This is a genomic window from Rhodococcus sp. P14 (assembly GCF_000256505.1).
Classification (GTDB): Bacteria; Actinomycetota; Actinomycetes; order Mycobacteriales; family Mycobacteriaceae; genus Rhodococcus; species Rhodococcus ruber.
Window position 1 is genome coordinate 21,371 of sequence record NZ_AJFC01000084.1, and the last position, 16,087, is coordinate 37,457.

General features: G+C 71.7%; 20 protein-coding genes and 1 pseudogene. 9 read left to right on the top strand and 12 right to left on the bottom strand.

Going from position 1 to position 16,087, the window contains the following annotated elements:
• Positions 1 to 24 precede the first annotated feature (24 nt).
• From OEY_RS0106090 to mrf, 5 genes are all read right to left on the bottom strand, one after another.
• Positions 25 to 1,413, bottom strand: a complete 1,389-nt coding sequence (locus tag OEY_RS0106090; RefSeq protein ID WP_017679453.1) for a HAMP domain-containing sensor histidine kinase — start codon at positions 1,411 to 1,413, stop codon at positions 25 to 27.
• A gap of 38 nt (positions 1,414 to 1,451) precedes the next feature.
• Complete coding sequence (locus OEY_RS0106095; protein WP_010593015.1) at positions 1,452 to 2,138, bottom strand: response regulator transcription factor; 687 nt, start codon at positions 2,136 to 2,138, stop codon at positions 1,452 to 1,454.
• Between the two features lie 97 nt (positions 2,139 to 2,235).
• On the bottom strand, positions 2,236 to 2,409 hold the full coding sequence (rpmF, locus tag OEY_RS0106100) for a 50S ribosomal protein L32 (protein ID WP_003937785.1): 174 nt from the start codon (positions 2,407 to 2,409) through the stop codon (positions 2,236 to 2,238).
• Positions 2,410 to 2,432: 23 nt separating this feature from the next.
• Positions 2,433 to 2,687, bottom strand: a complete 255-nt coding sequence (locus OEY_RS0106105) for a type B 50S ribosomal protein L31 (RefSeq protein WP_003937784.1) — start codon at positions 2,685 to 2,687, stop codon at positions 2,433 to 2,435.
• Positions 2,684 to 3,898: a ribosome hibernation factor-recruiting GTPase MRF gene (gene mrf / locus OEY_RS0106110; protein ID WP_010593016.1), complete on the bottom strand. Its 1,215-nt coding sequence runs from the start codon at positions 3,896 to 3,898 to the stop codon at positions 2,684 to 2,686. The genes OEY_RS0106105 and mrf overlap by 4 nt, the downstream gene beginning before the upstream one ends.
• Before the next feature lie 117 nt (positions 3,899 to 4,015).
• Here mrf and rpmB point away from each other — a divergent pair, with 117 nt between their 5' ends.
• From rpmB to OEY_RS0106135, 5 genes are all read left to right on the top strand, one after another.
• Positions 4,016 to 4,252: a 50S ribosomal protein L28 gene (gene rpmB / locus OEY_RS0106115; protein WP_010593017.1), complete on the top strand. Its 237-nt coding sequence runs from the start codon at positions 4,016 to 4,018 to the stop codon at positions 4,250 to 4,252.
• On the top strand, positions 4,252 to 4,416 hold the full coding sequence (gene rpmG / locus OEY_RS0106120) for a 50S ribosomal protein L33 (protein WP_010593018.1): 165 nt from the start codon (positions 4,252 to 4,254) through the stop codon (positions 4,414 to 4,416). Before rpmB ends, rpmG begins: the two co-directional genes overlap by 1 nt.
• Positions 4,417 to 4,419: 3 nt before the next feature.
• The gene (gene rpsN, locus OEY_RS0106125) at positions 4,420 to 4,725 is read left to right on the top strand and encodes a 30S ribosomal protein S14 (protein WP_003937780.1); all 306 of its coding nucleotides are present in this window, start codon (positions 4,420 to 4,422) and stop codon (positions 4,723 to 4,725) included.
• Between the two features lie 10 nt (positions 4,726 to 4,735).
• The gene (rpsR, locus tag OEY_RS0106130) at positions 4,736 to 4,996 is read left to right on the top strand and encodes a 30S ribosomal protein S18 (RefSeq protein WP_003937779.1); all 261 of its coding nucleotides are present in this window, start codon (positions 4,736 to 4,738) and stop codon (positions 4,994 to 4,996) included.
• 193 nt (positions 4,997 to 5,189) lie between these two features.
• The gene (locus OEY_RS0106135; RefSeq protein ID WP_017679446.1) at positions 5,190 to 6,056 is read left to right on the top strand and encodes a DUF559 domain-containing protein; all 867 of its coding nucleotides are present in this window, start codon (positions 5,190 to 5,192) and stop codon (positions 6,054 to 6,056) included.
• 73 nt (positions 6,057 to 6,129) lie between these two features.
• Here OEY_RS0106135 and OEY_RS0106140 read toward each other — a convergent pair whose 3' ends face one another.
• The 6 genes and pseudogenes from OEY_RS0106140 to OEY_RS0106165 form a co-directional block, all read right to left on the bottom strand.
• On the bottom strand, positions 6,130 to 7,143 hold the full coding sequence (locus tag OEY_RS0106140) for a zinc-binding dehydrogenase (RefSeq protein ID WP_010593020.1): 1,014 nt from the start codon (positions 7,141 to 7,143) through the stop codon (positions 6,130 to 6,132).
• Positions 7,119 to 8,721 (bottom strand): annotated as a pseudogene (gene phnE / locus OEY_RS28080) (phosphonate ABC transporter, permease protein PhnE). Before phnE ends, OEY_RS0106140 begins: the two are co-directional and overlap by 25 nt.
• Complete coding sequence (gene phnC, locus OEY_RS0106150; RefSeq protein ID WP_010593021.1) at positions 8,718 to 9,554, bottom strand: phosphonate ABC transporter ATP-binding protein; 837 nt, start codon at positions 9,552 to 9,554, stop codon at positions 8,718 to 8,720. Before phnC ends, phnE begins: the two are co-directional and overlap by 4 nt.
• 1 nt (position 9,555) lies before the next feature.
• Positions 9,556 to 10,524: a phosphate/phosphite/phosphonate ABC transporter substrate-binding protein gene (locus OEY_RS0106155; protein WP_010593022.1), complete on the bottom strand. Its 969-nt coding sequence runs from the start codon at positions 10,522 to 10,524 to the stop codon at positions 9,556 to 9,558.
• 30 nt (positions 10,525 to 10,554) lie between these two features.
• Positions 10,555 to 11,232: a phosphonatase-like hydrolase gene (locus OEY_RS0106160; RefSeq protein ID WP_010593023.1), complete on the bottom strand. Its 678-nt coding sequence runs from the start codon at positions 11,230 to 11,232 to the stop codon at positions 10,555 to 10,557.
• A gap of 32 nt (positions 11,233 to 11,264) precedes the next feature.
• Positions 11,265 to 12,395, bottom strand: coding sequence for a TIGR03364 family FAD-dependent oxidoreductase (locus tag OEY_RS0106165; protein ID WP_010593024.1), 1,131 nt, complete (start codon positions 12,393 to 12,395; stop codon positions 11,265 to 11,267).
• A gap of 96 nt (positions 12,396 to 12,491) precedes the next feature.
• On the opposite strand from OEY_RS0106165, the gene OEY_RS0106170 reads away from it, so the two are divergent.
• Positions 12,492 to 13,208, top strand: a complete 717-nt coding sequence (locus OEY_RS0106170; RefSeq protein ID WP_010593025.1) for a GntR family transcriptional regulator — start codon at positions 12,492 to 12,494, stop codon at positions 13,206 to 13,208.
• 24 nt (positions 13,209 to 13,232) lie between these two features.
• Here the strand turns inward: OEY_RS0106170 and OEY_RS30810 are convergent, their stop codons facing one another.
• Entirely contained in the window at positions 13,233 to 13,391 is a 159-nt protein-coding gene (locus OEY_RS30810) for a hypothetical protein (protein WP_017679440.1), read from the bottom strand.
• A 169-nt stretch (positions 13,392 to 13,560) separates the two neighbouring features.
• On the opposite strand from OEY_RS30810, the gene OEY_RS0106180 reads away from it, so the two are divergent.
• The 3 genes from OEY_RS0106180 to OEY_RS0106190 are packed head-to-tail and all read left to right on the top strand — an operon-like array spanning position 13,561 to position 16,073.
• Entirely contained in the window at positions 13,561 to 14,487 is a 927-nt protein-coding gene (locus OEY_RS0106180) for an AEC family transporter (RefSeq protein WP_029539917.1), read from the top strand.
• A 23-nt stretch (positions 14,488 to 14,510) separates the two neighbouring features.
• A complete protein-coding gene (locus OEY_RS0106185) occupies positions 14,511 to 14,903 on the top strand; it encodes a hypothetical protein (RefSeq protein ID WP_010593027.1) in 393 nt (130 codons plus the stop codon).
• Between the two features lie 3 nt (positions 14,904 to 14,906).
• A complete protein-coding gene (locus tag OEY_RS0106190) occupies positions 14,907 to 16,073 on the top strand; it encodes an MFS transporter (RefSeq protein WP_010593028.1) in 1,167 nt (388 codons plus the stop codon).
• Positions 16,074 to 16,087 lie beyond the last annotated feature (14 nt).

Genomic DNA, 16,087 nt, shown 5'->3' on the forward strand with positions numbered 1-16,087 from the left:
TTAGACCCGACGCCGATTTTCCTGTCAATCCGCCGGGTGTTCGAGGTGCGGCGCGCCGGGCAGCACGATCCGGACGAGGGCACCCCCGCGCGACGAGGCGTCGACCGCGATGGTGCCGCCGTGCTTCATCACGACCTGCCGCACGATCGCGAGGCCCAGGCCGGATCCGGGCATCGACCGCGACGCGGTCGAACGGTAGAACCGCTCGAACACCAGCTCGCGGTCCTCCTCCGGGATGCCGGGGCCGGCGTCGTCGACGGTCAGTTCCATCAGGCCGGGCCCGAGCTGGCGCATCGACACGAGCACCTCGGCGTCGGCGGGACTCCATTTGGCGGCGTTGTCGAGGACGTTGAGCACCGCCCGCGACAGCGCGGCCTGGTCGCCGTAGACGAACCACGGTTCCGTGTGGGCCGTGAAGTCGAGGTCGGAGCGGCGCCGCCGGGCCCGTTCGAGGCTGCGCTCGACGACGTCGGAGATGTCGACCGGCTCGAACACCGTCTCGGGTGCGTCCTCGCGGGCGAGGTCGACGAGGTCCCCCACCAGGGTGGACAGCTCCTCTATCTGCGCCACGACGTCGGCGCGCAGTTCCGCCATGTCCTCCTCGGGCAGGTTCGGGGCGTCCGGCCGGCTCGCCGCGATGAGCAGTTCCATGTTCGTGCGCAACGACGTCAGCGGGGTGCGCAGCTCGTGGCCGGCATCGGCGACGAGCCGGCTCTGCCGCTCCCGCGACTCGGCGAGCGCGCGCAGCATCGTGTTGAAGCTCTCGGTGAGGCGGGCCAGCTCGTCGTGCCCGGTCACGCGGATCGGCCGCAGGTCGTCGGTGCGGGCGACCCGCTCGGCCGCCGCGGTGAGCCGCGCGACGGGGCGCAGACCGGTGCGTCCGACCGTCGCACCGGCGGCCGCGGCGAGCACCACCCCGCACCCGCCGACAACGAACAGCACGCTCGCGAGCCGTTTCAGGATGTCCGCGGTGGGCTGCAGTCGCTGCGAGATGACGATGGTGCTGCCGTCGGGGATGCGCTGCGCGAGCACCCGCTGATGACCGACGGTGCGCAGCGACGACTCCCGTTCGCCCTTCGCGACGGCGAACTCGGCGCTGCCGATCGGGACGGAGGATCCGGGTGGCACGTACTGCCCCAGGTCGGGATAGACGAGCGCCACGCTGATGTCGGAGCTGTAGAGCTGGGCGCCACCGATGTAGCGGGGGTCGTAGGTGATGAGGGTGCTGCTCTCGACGAGCGCGGCGGCGCGCGCCCGCAACTGCTTGTCGACGTCGGCGTAGAGAGCGCGCGCGACCACCGCATACGCCGCGATCGAGGTGACCGCGACGGCGATCGCCACGGCGCCGGCCGCCAGCAGCGTGACACGACGGCGCAGCGGCACCGACCGGGTCAGCAGCAGCGGGGGCCGCATCGGGCGCCCGGAATCCGGGTCGGCGCCTTCGAGTCGGGTCACGGCGGGGTTTCCCGCAGGACGTAGCCGACGCCGCGCACCGTGTGGATCAGGCGCGGCTCACCCTCGGCCTCGGTCTTGCGGCGCAGGTACCCCACGTAGACCTCGAGGGCGTTGCCCGAGGTGGGAAAGTCGTAGCCCCACACCTCCTCGAGGATCCGGCTGCGGCTCAGGACGCGGCGGGGGTTCGCCATGAGCATTTCCATGAGGGCGAACTCGGTGCGGGTGAGACTGATCGAGCGGGCACCGCGGGTGACCTCACGGGTGGACGGGTTCAGGGTCAGGTCCGCGAACCGCAGCGTCTCCTCCGACTCGGCCGGGTCGGGTGAGGCGCGACGGAGCAGCGCGCGCAGCCGGGCGAGCAGTTCCTCGAGCGCGAACGGCTTGGGCAGGTAGTCGTCGGCGCCGGCGTCCAGGCCCGCGACGCGCTCGGAGACGGAATCCCGGGCGGTGAGTACGAGGATCGGGAGGTCGTCGCCGGTGCTGCGCAATCGTCGGCACACCTCGAGGCCGTCGACCCGCGGCATCATCACGTCGAGGACCATCGCGTCGGGCCGTTCGGCCGCGACCTGTTCGAGGGCGTCCTGCCCGTCCGTCGCGAGCTCGACGCTGTATCCGTTGAAGCTCAGTGATCGGCGCAGGGACTCCCGCACCGCCCGGTCGTCGTCGACCACCAGAATGCGCATGGCTTCCAGTGTGGACCCGACCGCTGAGAGGTGTCTGAGAGGACGACGGCGTGTCCGGCGAGGGAACCGCAGGGCGCTGCGGTTCCCTCGCCGGGCGTCACACGTCGTTCGGGTCGATCACCCCGAGCTGCACGGACTTGACGAGGCGTCGCGGAACGTGGTGGGTGACACCGGCGACGGTGACCGGCACCAGGGCCGGGACCTGCGCGTTCCACTGCGAGCGGCGGCTGCGGGTGTTGGACCGGGACATCCGGCGCTTGGGTACTGCCATGGTGGTTCTCCTCGGGGGGTCGGTCAGGGGCGACGGCGCGTGCCGTACTTGCGTTCGAACTTCTCGACGCGGCCGGCCGCGTCGAGCACGCGGGCGGTTCCCGTCCAGAAGGGATGGGACTCGCTGGTGACGTCGACGACGATCAGCGGGTAGGTGTTGCCGTCGGACCATTCGACCGTGCGGTCGGCGGTGACGGTGGAGCGGGTGAGGAACGCCGATCCGGTGTTCGCGTCCTGGAACACCACGGGGTGGTAGTCGGGGTGGATGCCGGGCTTCATGCTCGTCCTTCTCCTTCTGTCGGTGCGGCGTCGGCGGTCGGCGCCGGGAGGTCGTCGCACGGGTCTTCGTGGTAGTCGCCGAACGGGTCGTCCCACGTCGGCCAGGCCGCCGGGTCGGCGAACTCCTCGTCGGTGAGCAGCGCCCACTCCAGGACGCGACGAATCTCGTCGGGGTCGGCGTCGTGGGTGAGGATCACCATCGAGGTGTCGCGGTCTCCGTAGGTGTCGTCCCAGCGCAGCGCCGCCATGGCGCGCCGTTCGCCGGAGACTCGTTGCTGCTGCTCGGGAGTCATCGCGACGAGCCACGGTCCGGCGTGGGCGACGCGCAGCCCCTCCCCGGCGGACTCGATCAGCAGCGCGGTGTCGGGCTGCGTCGCGACCCAGGCCCGGCCGCGGGCCCGGACCACGCCGTCGAGGAGGACGTCGATCGCCTCGTGCAGGCGCTGCGGATGGAAGGGTCGGCGGGCACCGAACTCGAGCAGCCGGACGCCGCAGTCCTCGCCGAGCGGTGGCTCGCCGCGCAGCAGCGGCGAGTGGGCGTCGGAGACCACCCCGCGCCGCGCCCCGGCGGGTATCTGCCGGAGTAGGTGTTCGACATCGACGTCCTCGCCCCACGCGACGGGGGCATCGGGCGCGAGCCGCGCGAGCACCGCATGCAGCTTCGCCTGGTGCCAGCCGTCGGCGCCGGGCCGGACGACGAGAGCGTCGGCGAATTCGACCTGGCCCACGACGACCTGGGCGACGGTGCGGTCGTCGTCGAGTTCCTCGTCGCCGGTGGCGTCGGCGAGCCAGGTGGCAGCGTCGATGCAGGTGACGGTGGCCTCGATCCGCACGTCGTGGGCGGCGGGTCCGTCGAGCTGCCCGACGACGCCGGAGACGACGACGTGCTCGACGGCCCAGCACAGGGCCTCGGGCTCGAGCCGGGGGTCGAGCAGCAGGACGATGCGATCGACGTTGCTGCGGGCATGCAGGCGCCGCAGCAGCGGGAGCAGATCCTCGCGGAGGGTACAGGAGACGCAGCCGTGGGCGAGTTCGAGCACGTCGAGGCGGTGATCGTGCTCGGTGGTGAGGGTGCGGCGCACGACGCCCTCACCAACGTGGTCGAGGTCGTGGTGCACCACGACGGTCCCCGGACGCAGCAGGGCCCGCGCGGTCCGTTCGGTGGGTCCGCGCCGGCCGGCGACGACGATCAGCGGCGTTCTGGTGTCCACCGGAACCCCTTTCGGTAACGATTGTCATTAGCTCGAAGAGAGCGTACAGTCGCATGGGCCATTTGTCGAAAACGATTGTCGTTACGCCCTGAGGGCGCCGACAGAAGGGAGCCCGCCGTGTCGGCGCACTGCCAGGTGACCGGACGCAAGCCCGGCTTCGGGAAATCCGTCTCCCACTCCCACATCCGCACCAACCGGCGCTGGGACCCGAACATCCAGCGCAAGACCTACTACCTGCCCTCCGAGGGACGCCGCGTCACCCTGACGCTCTCCGCGAAGGGCATCAAGACCGTCGACCGCGACGGCATCGAAGCCGTCGTCGCCCGGCTCCGCGCCCGAGGAGAGAAGCTGTAGTGGCCCGCAACGAGATCCGCCCCCTCGTCAAGCTCCGCTCCACCGGCGGCACCGGCTACACGTACGTCACCCGCAAGAACCGGCGCAACGATCCCGACCGGCTCGTCCTGCGCAAGTACGATCCCGTGCTGCGCCGCCACATCGACTTCCGCGAGGAGAAGTAGGCCATGGCCAAGAAGTCGAAGATCGCGCGCAACGAACAGCGGGCGCTCGTCGTCGCCCGCTACGCGGAACGTCGCGCGGAACTGAAGGAGATCGTGCGGCGCCCGTCGAGCACCGCCGCGCAGCGCCTCGCCGCACAGACGGCCCTGCAGCGTCTGCCGCGCGACGCCAGTCCGGTACGATTGCGCAATCGAGACGCTGCGGATGGACGTCCGCGCGGCCACCTGCGGAAGTTCGGGCTCTCACGCGTGCGCGTGAGGGAACTCGCGCACCGCGGCGAGCTGCCCGGCGTCCACAAGTCGAGCTGGTGAGGAGCGAGTCATGGCAGTCAAGAGGGGCCCGTCGAAGAAGTCGCGTGCCGTGGAAGGCCGCAAGCCCAAGAAGAACCCGCTGTTCGCGGCGAAGATCGAGTACGTCGACTACAAGGACGTGAACCTGCTCCGCACGTTCATCTCCGATCGCGGCAAGATCCGCAGCCGTCGCGTGACCGGCCTGACCCCGCAGCAGCAGCGTCAGGTGGCCACCGCGGTGAAGAACGCCCGCGAGATGGCCCTGCTGCCCTTCACCACCACCAGCAAGTAGAGCTCCACTCGCGGCGAGGGCCGCGCGGGCACGTGCCCGCGCGGCCCTCGCCGCATTCGTGGACCGTCGAGTGCGCAGTTCTCGTGCCACTGCCCGGCGTGTCGCCACGAGAAGTGCACACTCGCGCGAGTTGTCCACAGGCCCCCGTGACCTCGGTTCCCTCCGGTACGGCCACCGGGCATTCTCGGCGATCATGGGGGAATTCGACGAACCGTTCCTGGGGACGCACGCCGTCCAGGCGGGCATTCTGACGCCGCATCAGCTCCGGCGATTCCGGCGCGTCCATCGGAATGTGTACATCCACCGGGACGCGGCCGTCACACCGAGCGGCCGCGCGCGAGCGGCATGGCTCTGGGCAGGGGGCGACGGAGTGCTGGCCGGCTACTCGGCTGCGGCCCTGTTCGGCAGCCGGTGGATCGATGCGACCGCGCCCGCGGAGCTGATCCGGCGCGGTAGCCGCCGGGGCACCGCAGGGGTCGTCGTGCACGCCGGGACGCTCCCCGACGACGAGGTGTGCGAGTTGGCAGACATGCGAGTGACGTCACCGGCTCGCACCGCGTTCGACCTCGGCCGTCGCCTCGCCCTGGATGCCGCGGTCGAACAGCTCGACGCACTGTGTCGTGCCACTCGCTCCGATCCTGCGTGTGTCGCCGAACTGGCCGATCGGCACAGCGGCGCCCGTGGCGTGCGGCGGTTGCGGGAGGCCCTGGCGCTGGTGGACCCAGGAGCCGAGTCGCTTCCGGAAACGCGGGTGCGGCTGCTTCTCGTGCGCGGCGGCCTCCCCCGCCCCAGCACCCAGGTCCCGGTCGTAGGGGTGGACGGACGCATTCTGGGCTGGGCCGACCTGGGCTGGAAGCAATGGCGCACCGTCGTCGAGTACGACGGCATCCATCACTGGACGGACGAGCGCCAGCGCACCAAGGACATCGAACGATACGAGGCCTTCGCGGCGCTGGGCTGGTCCGTCGTCCGCGTCAACTCCGAGCAGCTTCGCCTGCGCCCCGCGTCGATCGTGGCACGCGTGCGGGCGCGACTTCGATCGGCGGGCGCGCCGGTCTGACCGCCGAGTGCGCACTTCTCGTGCCACTGCCCGGCGTGTCGCCACGAGAAGTGCGCGCTCACGGGACTTGACCTCACGGGGCGGCGGACGCCCGCAGGGCGGGCGCGGCGGGCCGACGCAGGGCGTGCGCGACGTCGTCGAGCCGGACCGGTGCCGCGACGAGCTCGTCCCACGGGTACGTACCCGCGGTGCGGGTCAGGAAGGCCACGGCACGACGCAGGTGGGCGGGCTCGTAGTTGTGGACTCCGGTGACGGTGAGCCACCCGCGCACGACGGCCTCGGGGTCGAGGGATACCGAAGGGCCGGGCGTCACGGATCCCGCCAGGACGAGGCGGCCGCCGACGTCGAGCCGGTGCAGGCACTCCCCCACCGCGACGACGGATCCCGAGAAGTCGAGCGCGACGTCGACGGAGCCGCCTTCGTCGCCGACGCCCCCGAACCGCTCGGCGACCGCGACCCGCTCCGCGTCCGGGTCGGCGACGCGCACATCGGCGCCGGCCTCCGCGCACAACGCGGTCGCGGTGACCCCGAGCATGCCCGCGCCGCACACCAGGACCCGCCGTCCGGCGACGTCACCGGCCGCCTCGACGGCGGCGACCGCCGTCGCCGTCGCACATGCCGCCGGGGCCGCGACGACGTCCGGCACCGTGTCCGGCACCCGGACCACGCCCACTCCGGCCGGCAGCACGATGTGCCGGGCGTAGGTGCCGGACAACCCCCAGGCGCCGTCGAAAGGTTCATGACCCACCTTGCGCAGGGTCCGGCACTTGGCGGTCCGGCCGGACCCGCACCTGTCGCACGCACCGCACGAGGCCGTGACGGTCCACACGACCCGCGTGCCGACGACGGTCCCCGCACCGGGTCCGGCCGCGACGACCTCGCCGACGGCCTCGTGTCCGAGCACCGACGGCTGTGGCCCGGGCCGTCGTCCGGCGACGGTGTGCAGGTCGCTGCCGCACACCGTCGCGAGCCGGATCCGTACCAGCAGTTCCCGGTCACCGAGGCGCGGGACGGGCACGTCGCGCACGTCGACGCCGGTGCCCGTCCACACGGCCGCGCGCGTCAGACCACCAGCGACCGGATCCATCCCGACACCCTTTCGATCAGGTAGACGACGGCGAACACGACGAGCACGATCGCTCCGGCGAACTCGAAGTTCAGGGTCCGGATCGCCTCGAAGAGCAGGAAGCCGACGCCGCCGGCGCCGACGATGCCGAGCACCGTCGAGGTGCGGATGTTGACGTCGAGCAGGTAGAGGCTCGAGCCGATCACGGACGGCACCGCCTGCGGAATCACCGCCGCGAACAACGTCTTCCACCAACCGCAGCCCACGGCCCGCGCCGCCTCGACGGGACCGGGGTCGATCTCCTCGACGGCGTCCGCCACGAGCTTGCCGAGGAATCCCACGGATCCGAGAGCGAGCGCGCACGCCCCGGCGACGGGGCCGAGTCCGATCGCGGCGACGAAGATCACCGCGAGGATCAGTTCGGGCACCGCGCGGACGAACAGGATCACCGAGCGCGCCGACCAGTACACGGCCGGATGCGGGGACACGTTGCGGGCGGCGAGTATCCCGAACGGCAGCGAGAGCACGATGCCGGCGGCCGTGGCGACCGCACCGATCGCGAGGGTTTGGAGCACGGCGTCGACCAGCTTGCCGCCGACCGCGGTGAAGTCCGGCGGGAGCAGACGGGTGAACACCTCGAGCGAGGGGCCGATCCACGTGAGCAGCGCGCGCGGGTCGATACGCAGGCTGATCAGCGCACCGACGGTGGCGGCGGCGACCGCGCCGGAGAAGATGAGTCGCGCGGCCTTCTCGCGGCGCGGATCCGGATCGGTGGGTGCCAGCAGGGTCCGCCGGACGAGGACCGCGAGCACCTCCATCGCGGCGATGATCGCGAGGATCACGCACACGATGCCCAGCGCCCGCGGATACACCAGACCGCGCAGGGCGTCCTGGAGCGCGAACCCGATGCCGCCGGCGCCGACGAATCCGAGCACGACGGAGGTACGCAGGTTGATGTCGATGCGGTAGACGAACGTCCCCAGCCAGGCGGGAACCACCTGGGGCAACACGGCATTGATCATCTCGCGGACGTACCCGGCCCCCGTGCTGCGGACCGCCTCCCGGGGCCCGGGCTCGGTCTGCTCGACGGCGTCGGCGAACAGCTTGCCGAGCATGCCGATGGAGTGCAGGGCGAGCGCGAGCACGCCGGGTAGGACGCCGATCCCGAGGGCGCGGACGAACAGCACCGCGAACAGCAGGTCCGGCACCGCCCGGCAGAAGGTGATCATCGCGCGCGCCACCGTGTACACGGCGGGGTGCGGGGTGGTGTTGCGGGCGGCCAGGAAGGCCAGCGGCACCGACGCGACGGTCGCGAGCACCGTGCCGAGCACCGCCATCAGCAGGGTGTCGAGGGCGAGCTTCCAGATCCGGCCCGGATCGTCAAGGGTGGGGGGGCAGCATGCGGCCGAGCAGGCCGGCGACGTCGTCGAGCCCGTCGAGCAGCGCCGCGGGGGCGAAGTCGATGTAGCGGGCGGAGGCCAGGACGGCGAGGAACGCGACAGCCCCGCACGTCCCCAGCAGACGCCGGCGGCGGACGGCCGACCCCGGCAGGTGCCGCCCGACGCGGTCGGGCGGCGCGGGCGCGAGGGCGGTGCTCACGACGGTCCCGTCGGCGCCGAGGCCGGCTGGGCGGCCGGGTCGACCCGTCGATAGATGTCCATGGCGTCGGCCCGGCTCAGTTCCACGGCGGGCCGGTCGAGCACCTTCCGCCCGCCGCGCAGGCCGACGATCCGATGGGCCCAGCCCAGCGCAAGGTCCACCTGGTGCAGGGTGCACACGACGGTGAGCGTGTCCTCCATGCACACCCGGAAGAGCAGGTCCATCACCACCCCGGCGTTCTCGGGGTCGAGGGACGCGACCGGTTCGTCGGCGAGCAGGACGGTGGGGCGCTGCATCAGCGTCCGCGCGATCGCGACTCGCTGCTGCTGCCCACCGGAGAGGGTGTCGGCGCGACGGTCCGCGAGGTCGGCCAACCCGACGCGGTCGAGATGGGCGAGGGCCTCGGTGCGCATCCGCCTCGGGTACGTCGCGGCGCCGTAGCGGGGAACGCGCAGCCGTCCGAGTCCGCCGACGAGGACGTTCTCGAGGCAGCTGAGCCGGCCGACGAGGTTGAAGTGCTGGAAGACGAACCCCACGTCCCGGCGCAGGTTGCGTAGCTCGGCGCGCGACGCCAGATCGACGCGGGTGCCGGCCACCTCCACGGCCCCGTCGGTGACTCTGTGCAGGCCGTTGAGGCAGCGCAGCAGCGTCGACTTGCCGGAGCCGGACAGGCCCAGCAGCACGACGAGTTCGCTGCGGTGCACGGCGAGGTCGACACCGTCGAGAGCCACGGTGCCGCCGAACTTCTTCGTGACGCGACGGGCGGAGACGACGACGTCGTCGCCCGCGACGGTCGGGGCGTCGTCGCCCACGACGGTGTGATCGCTGTTCAATTCAGCCCTTGCACTTGTCGGATTCGGTCAGGGCGCACACCTCGCGCACGCCCTCGTAGTCGGCGTCGGTCGCGGGGACGACGCCCCATGCCCGTTCGTCGGTGATACGGCACTCGCCCTCGCACAGTCCTGCGGCGCGCATGTGATCGGCGTTGGCCTTGTCGACGAAGATCGCGCGGAGCCGGTCGACGACGTCGGCACCGAGCGAGTTGCTCGCCACGAACAGCGAGCCGGCGATCGTCTCGGACTCCCAGACCTTCTTCAGTTCGCCTTCCTCCAGGTCACCGCTGGCGATCATGGTCTCGTCGACCATGGTGTCGAAGGCGAAGCCCGCATCGCAGTCGCCGGCGGCGATCGCGAGGGCCGACGCGTCGTGGCCGCCCGCGTAGACCGGGTTCACACCGGCGGCGACGGCCTGCTCGGTGCCGGATTCGACGACGCCGGCCTCGATGAGTCCCGCGGAGGGGTACAGGAATCCGGACGTGGAGCCCGGATCCACGAAGCACACGTCCTTGCCGGCGAAGTCGTCGATGCCGTCGATCTCGGTGTTGTCGGAGCGGGTGAGGCCGTAGGACCGGTAACCCGGCTCTCCGCCGGGTTCCTGGACGACGGCGCCGAGCGGGCTGACGGCGGCGCCGTTGACGCCGGCCACGACGTAGGCGAACGGACCGAAGAAGGCGAGGTCGACGTTGTCGGCGATGATGCCCTCGACCACGCCGGCGTAGTCGGAGGCCTGCACGAACTCGACCTCGGCGCCGGTCTCGCGCTCGAGGAGCGCGAGGAGCGGATCGTAACTGGCCTGCAGATCCGCCGAGTTCTCCGCGGGAATCGCGGCCAGGGTGAGCTTCTCGGGGAAGCCCTGAGCATTGACGGCGTCGGGATCGGAGCCGCCGCAGGCGGTGAGGGTGAGAGCGAGGCCGGTCGCGAGCGCGGTCGCGGCGACCGTGCGGCGGGAGAAGTACGGGTGCATGTCGGGAGTCCTCGGGGTCGGAGGTGTCGGTCAGGACTGCAGGAGCAGATCGGGCAGGTCGGCGACGGAACCGACGATGTGGGTGGCCCCGGCGTCACGCAGCGTCTGTTCGTCGTGGGCGCCGGTGCGGGTGCCGACGACGACGGAGGCGCCGGCGCGGCGCCCGGAGAGAATGTCGCCCACGGTGTCGCCGACCACGGCGACCTCGCGCACGTCGTCGATCTCGGCGCGCAGCAGCGCGGTGAGCACCAGGTCGGGGTACGGCCGGCCGCGACCGGCGTCGGACGGTGCGAGGGTGAGGTCGGCGAGGTCCTGCCAGCCGAGCGCCGAAAGCAGCCGGTCCTGGGTGGCGCGGCTGAAGCCGGTGGTGAGCGCCACGACGAGCCCGGCGTCGCGCAGCCGGGTGATCGCGTCCGCGGCTCCGGGGATCGGCTCGACCTCGCCGGCGTCGACGAAGTCGTCGTAGGCACGTTCGAAGGCGGCGTTGGCGGCGCGGGCGCGCTCCTCGGAGCCGAACAGGGACCGGAAGACGACGATCTTGGACCGGCCCATCGTGTCGAGTACGTAGCGCCGGGCGGCGTCGCGTTCGGGTCCGTCGGTGGGCAGTCCGACGCTGGTGGCGGCCGCGTCGAAGGCGCGCAGGACGAGGCCACCGTCGGCGACGGTGGTGCCGGCCATGTCGAGCACGGCCAGTCGGATGACAGTCATCGGTACTCCGGAATGGTTGCGAGAGAGGATGTTCAGAGACTCAGGAGGTCGGCGGTGCACTCACCGAGGTAGGGGCCGAGGGTCATGCCGCGGCCGCCCGGTCCGGCGATGATCCAGACGTCGTCGTCGACGCGGGCACGGTGGACGAGTTCGGTGGGATCGAGGCACTGGCTGTAGACCCCGGCCCACCGGCGCACCACGGGCGGGAGCCGGCGTCCGAGCAGCTCCTCGGTGACGGTGACGAGGTGCTCGTACGGGGCCTCGTCGACGTCGAACGCGAACGGTTCGTCGTACTCGTGCGTGTCGCCGAGGGTGAGCCCGCCGTCGAGGCGCTGCACGCACAGCAACTGCATGCGGTGCTGCTCGGCGGTGAGCGCCTGCGGTTCGCGCGCCTTCAGCTCGTCCAGCGCGGCCCCGGCGAATCCCGGGTAGTAGCGCAGGCTGTCGCCGTCGGCGACGGACGTGGTGAGCTTTTCGCCCAGCGGTGCGGTCTGCATCATCTGCAGGCGCACGCGGCGCAGGGGCAGGTCGCCGCCGAGTTCGCGGGCGAGACCGGACAGGGTCGCCCCGGGGCACACGAGCACGAGGTCGGTCTCGTGGACGGTGCCGTGGTCGTCGCGCACCTGCACCGTGCCGTGGGCGGTGCGGGTCACGCTGCGGGCCTCGGTCTCCGGCCGGAAGCGGTACCGCCCGGAGGTGGCGAGGTGCCACCGGATCGCGGGCAGGGCGACGCGGGATTCGACGGCGGCGTCGGTGCTGCAGTGCAGGCCGGCGGCGAACTTGCCCCGGAGGGCGGGGTTGAGCCGGCGGATCGCTTCGGCCTCGAGCAGGGTGAAACCCCGGTCGCGGGCGTCGGCGCGGTCGGCGGCCGCCCGGGCGACGACCACCTCGGCGTCGCTGCGGAGAAGGGTGATCGAACCGTTCTCCCGGAAACCGATGCCGGGGACGCGGGCGCCGAGGTCGGCCCACAGCTCGCGGGAGCGCAGGGTGGCGGCCAGTTCGTCCTCGGTGCGCCCGGAGACCCACACGAGGCCGAAGTTGCGGACGGTGGCGCCCCGGGCTTCCGGCTCGCGTTCGAGGTGGACGACGTCGTGTCCGCGGCGGACGGCGGCGTCGGCGTGGGCGGTGCCCAGGATGCCGCCGCCGATGATCAGGACTCGCATGACCCGAGCCTGAGTGATGGTCTAGACCAATAATGGGACGGCAGGCGAACGCCCGGTGAACAATTGGTATAGACCAGAATCCGGTACGATTCGACCGTGCCAGAAACCGCTCGCGAGACCCGGGTCCCCAAGCACCAGATCGTGCGGCATCAGGTCACCGCCCTGCTCGACGAGCTCTCCGTCGGCGACCCGGTGCCCTCCGAGCGTGAACTCGCCAGCCGGTTCGACGTGGCCCGGGAAACCGTCCGCCAGGCGCTGCGCGAGCTCCTCGTCGACGGCCGCATCGAACGCCGCGGCCGGGGCACCGTCGTCGCGAAGCCCAAGATCCTGCAACCGCTGATCATCGGTTCCTACACCGAGGCGGCCCTCGCGGAGGGCCGGAGCGCGGGACGCATCCTCGTCGGCTGGACCGACCTCGCCGCCGACCCCGACCTCGCCGCGGTCCTCGCGATCGCCGTCGGCGATCCCGTCCTCGAACTCGAACGCGTCCTGCTCACCGACGGCGTCCGCGTCGGACTGGAACGGACCCGCCTGCCCGCCGCCCGCTTCCCGGGACTCGCCGACAGCTTCGACGCCACGTCGTCGCTGTACGCGGCGATCCGCGCACGCGGCATCACCTTCGCGCGCGCGGTCGAGTACATCGAGACCACCCTGCCCGACGCACGCGAGGCGGCGCTCCTCGACGCCGACATCCGCACGCCCATGCTCCTGCTCAACCGCGTTTCCTACGATCGGCACGAGGCACCGATCGAGCAGCGGCGCTCGCTCTACCGTGGGGACCGGATGACGTTCGTCGCCACGGTGACGCCCTGAGCCGTTCCCGGGGCCCGGCAGACCTCACGAACCGTCGTCGCCCCAGACGCCGAGATGCTGCAGGACCAGTTCCTGCCGCCGTACGAGCCGCTCCGAGAGCGTCCAGTCCGCGTGCTGATACCGCGGATGCTGGGCCAGCGCGATGACGTTGGCCGGGGGATGAACAATCGGGTCGGTCGGCATTTTTTCAGCATCGCAGATTCCCGGCCCCGGTGCCCGGTCGGCGTCCGTTCGCGGCGTCTCACCGGACGGGGCGACAAGGGCGGGATGTGCCCCGTGCCGTTACCGCCGGTAAGGTTCTCGGTCTGGCGTGCAGCGCCTGCATATCGTGTGCTTTCGAAGGGTTGTGTCGGTGTCGGGCGTGATCGCGGGATTCAGCGTCATCTTCGTGATCATCGCGATCGGATTCGTACTCGGCCGGACGGGCACGCTCGGACCCGAGGCCCAGTTCGTGCTCAGCCGGATGGTGTTCTTCGTCGCCACCCCCGCGCTGCTGTTCGACTCGCTGGCCACCTCCGACCTGTCGGTGATCTTCTCCCCCACCCTGTACGTCGCCGCAGCCACCGCGTTCGCCGTCGCCGCGCTCTACCTCGTCGTCGCGAAGCTGTGGCTGCGCCGGCCCCTGCCGGAGCTGACGATCGGCGCGCTTGCCGCCTCGTACGTCAACTCCGCCAATCTCGGCATTCCGATCGCTGTGTTCGTCCTCGGCGACGCCTCGTTCGTCGCGCCGCTGCTGCTGTTCCAGATCGTGCTGTTCTCCCCCATCGCCTTGACGATGCTGGACCTGTCGACGATGCGCCCCGGCGCGTCACGACGGGAGACGATCACCGCCCCGTTCAAGAACCCGATCGTGCTGGCGGGCGCGGCCGGACTCGCCGTCGCCGTCGCCGGCTGGACGCCGCCTGCCGCGCTGATGCAGCCGTTCCACCTCCTCGGTGGCGCCTCCGTACCGGGTGCCCTGCTCGCATTCGGCCTGTCGCTCCAGGGGGTGCGGGTGCTCGAGAAGGGCACCAGCCCGCGCCGCGACGTCGCGCTCGCATCGGTGCTCAAGATCGTGGTGCAGCCCGTCCTCGCCTACGTCATGGCCCGGCACCTGATGGGCCTGGACGGGCACGAACTCTTCGCGATCGTCGTGGTGGCGACGCTGCCGACCGCACAGAACGTGTTCGTCTACGCGAGCCGCTACGGCCGCGGCATGGTGCTCGCCCGCGACGCCGCGCTGGTCACCACCCTCGCCTCGATCCCCGCGATCGGCGTCGTCGCCGCGCTCCTCGCATGACGGGCGCGGCTAGGTTGAGAGCCATGCGATTGCCGGTGCTCGCCGTGTGCTGCGTCCTGGCCGGCGCGTGCGGTCCGGGCGGCGCCGACGTCCCCGCCCTACCGGAGGAACCGACACCGGTGGGGGCGACGGTCTTCACCGCCCGCGACGACCTCGTCGAGCCGCACCCGATCCCCCTGCGCTCGTGGACCCGAGTGGACGACGACCGCATCGCCGTCCACTTCGAGACCGGCACACCCGCGTGTTTCGGAGTCGACGCCACCGTCGGCGAGTCCGACTCCGCCGTGACGGTGGCGTTGCGTGGCGGCACCCTGCCGGAGGCGGTGGACCGGGCGTGCATCATGATCGCCGTCACCGGTGTGCTCGAGCTGACGCTGCAGGCACCGCTGGCCGACCGGATCGTGACGGCCGGCTGACCGATGTCCCGCATCCCCCGGCACTGGCTGCTGCTCCTGTGCACGGCGACGGCGCTGCTGCATGCGACGTTCCAGTCGGTGCGCGTCCTCGTCTCCTACCGCGTGCTCGCCCTCGGCGGCGACGCGGCCGTGATCGGCGTGGTGACGGCCCTGTTCGCCCTCGTCCCGCTGGTCCTGGCGGTGCAGCTGGGCCGGGCCGTCGACCGCCGGCACGCGGCGGGGATTCTCCGGGGCGGTGTCGTGGTGTCGGTGGCCGGTGCGCTGATCATCGCGGTCAGCCCGGACCTGTGGGTCCTCGGCCTCGGCAACACCGTCCTGGGTCTCGGTCAGCTTCTGGTGACGGTGTCCGGACAGGCGTTCGTGTCGATCCTGTCGCCACCGGGTGAACTCGACCGCGGCTTCGCGGGCATCACCCTGGGAGTGTCGGTGGGTCAGGCGATCGGGGTGCCGCTCGCCGGCGTGATCGCCGCGGCGAGCAACGGGGACACCGTCGAGACCACCCCGGCGTTGCTGGTGATGACGGTCCTCGCCGCGGCAGCCCTGCCGTTCGTCGTCGGCCTGCGCGAACCGCCCGGCTCCGGTCGCGCCCCGGGCGACGCGCCACCGCAGTCGGTGCGGTCGATGCTGGGCACGCGCGGGATGAAGCCCGCGATGTTCTCGAGCCTCGTCGTGCTGGCGTCCGTCGACATCGTGGTCGCGTACCTGCCGCTGCTCGGGGAGGAGTTCGGCTTCGGGGTGCTGTTGGTGTCGGCCCTGCTCACCGCCCGCACCGTCGCGTCGATCGTCTCGCGTGCGGTGCTGCCGTGGGCACTGCGGACGATTCCGCGGCGACGTCTGCTGCTGTCGGCGACGGCGTGCACGGCCCTGCCCGTCGCGGCGCTGCCGTTCCTGCCGAACCCGTGGGCGCTGGGGATACTCCTGGCGATCTGCGGTGCCTTCTGGGGGTTCGGGCAGCCACTGACCATGACGTGGGTCGTCGAGCTGGTGGCACCGGCGGACCGGGCGTCGGCGCTGGCCGTGCGCCTCACCGGCAACCGTCTCGGCCAGGTGTCGGTGCCGTTGGCAGCCGGCGCGATCGCCGGCATCGCCGGCACGGCGTCGGTGTTCCTGGTGACCGCGGGACTGCTCTCGACCGCCGCGGTGAGCACCTGGCGGGCGCTGCGCCGGTAGCCCGTGCGCGTTTC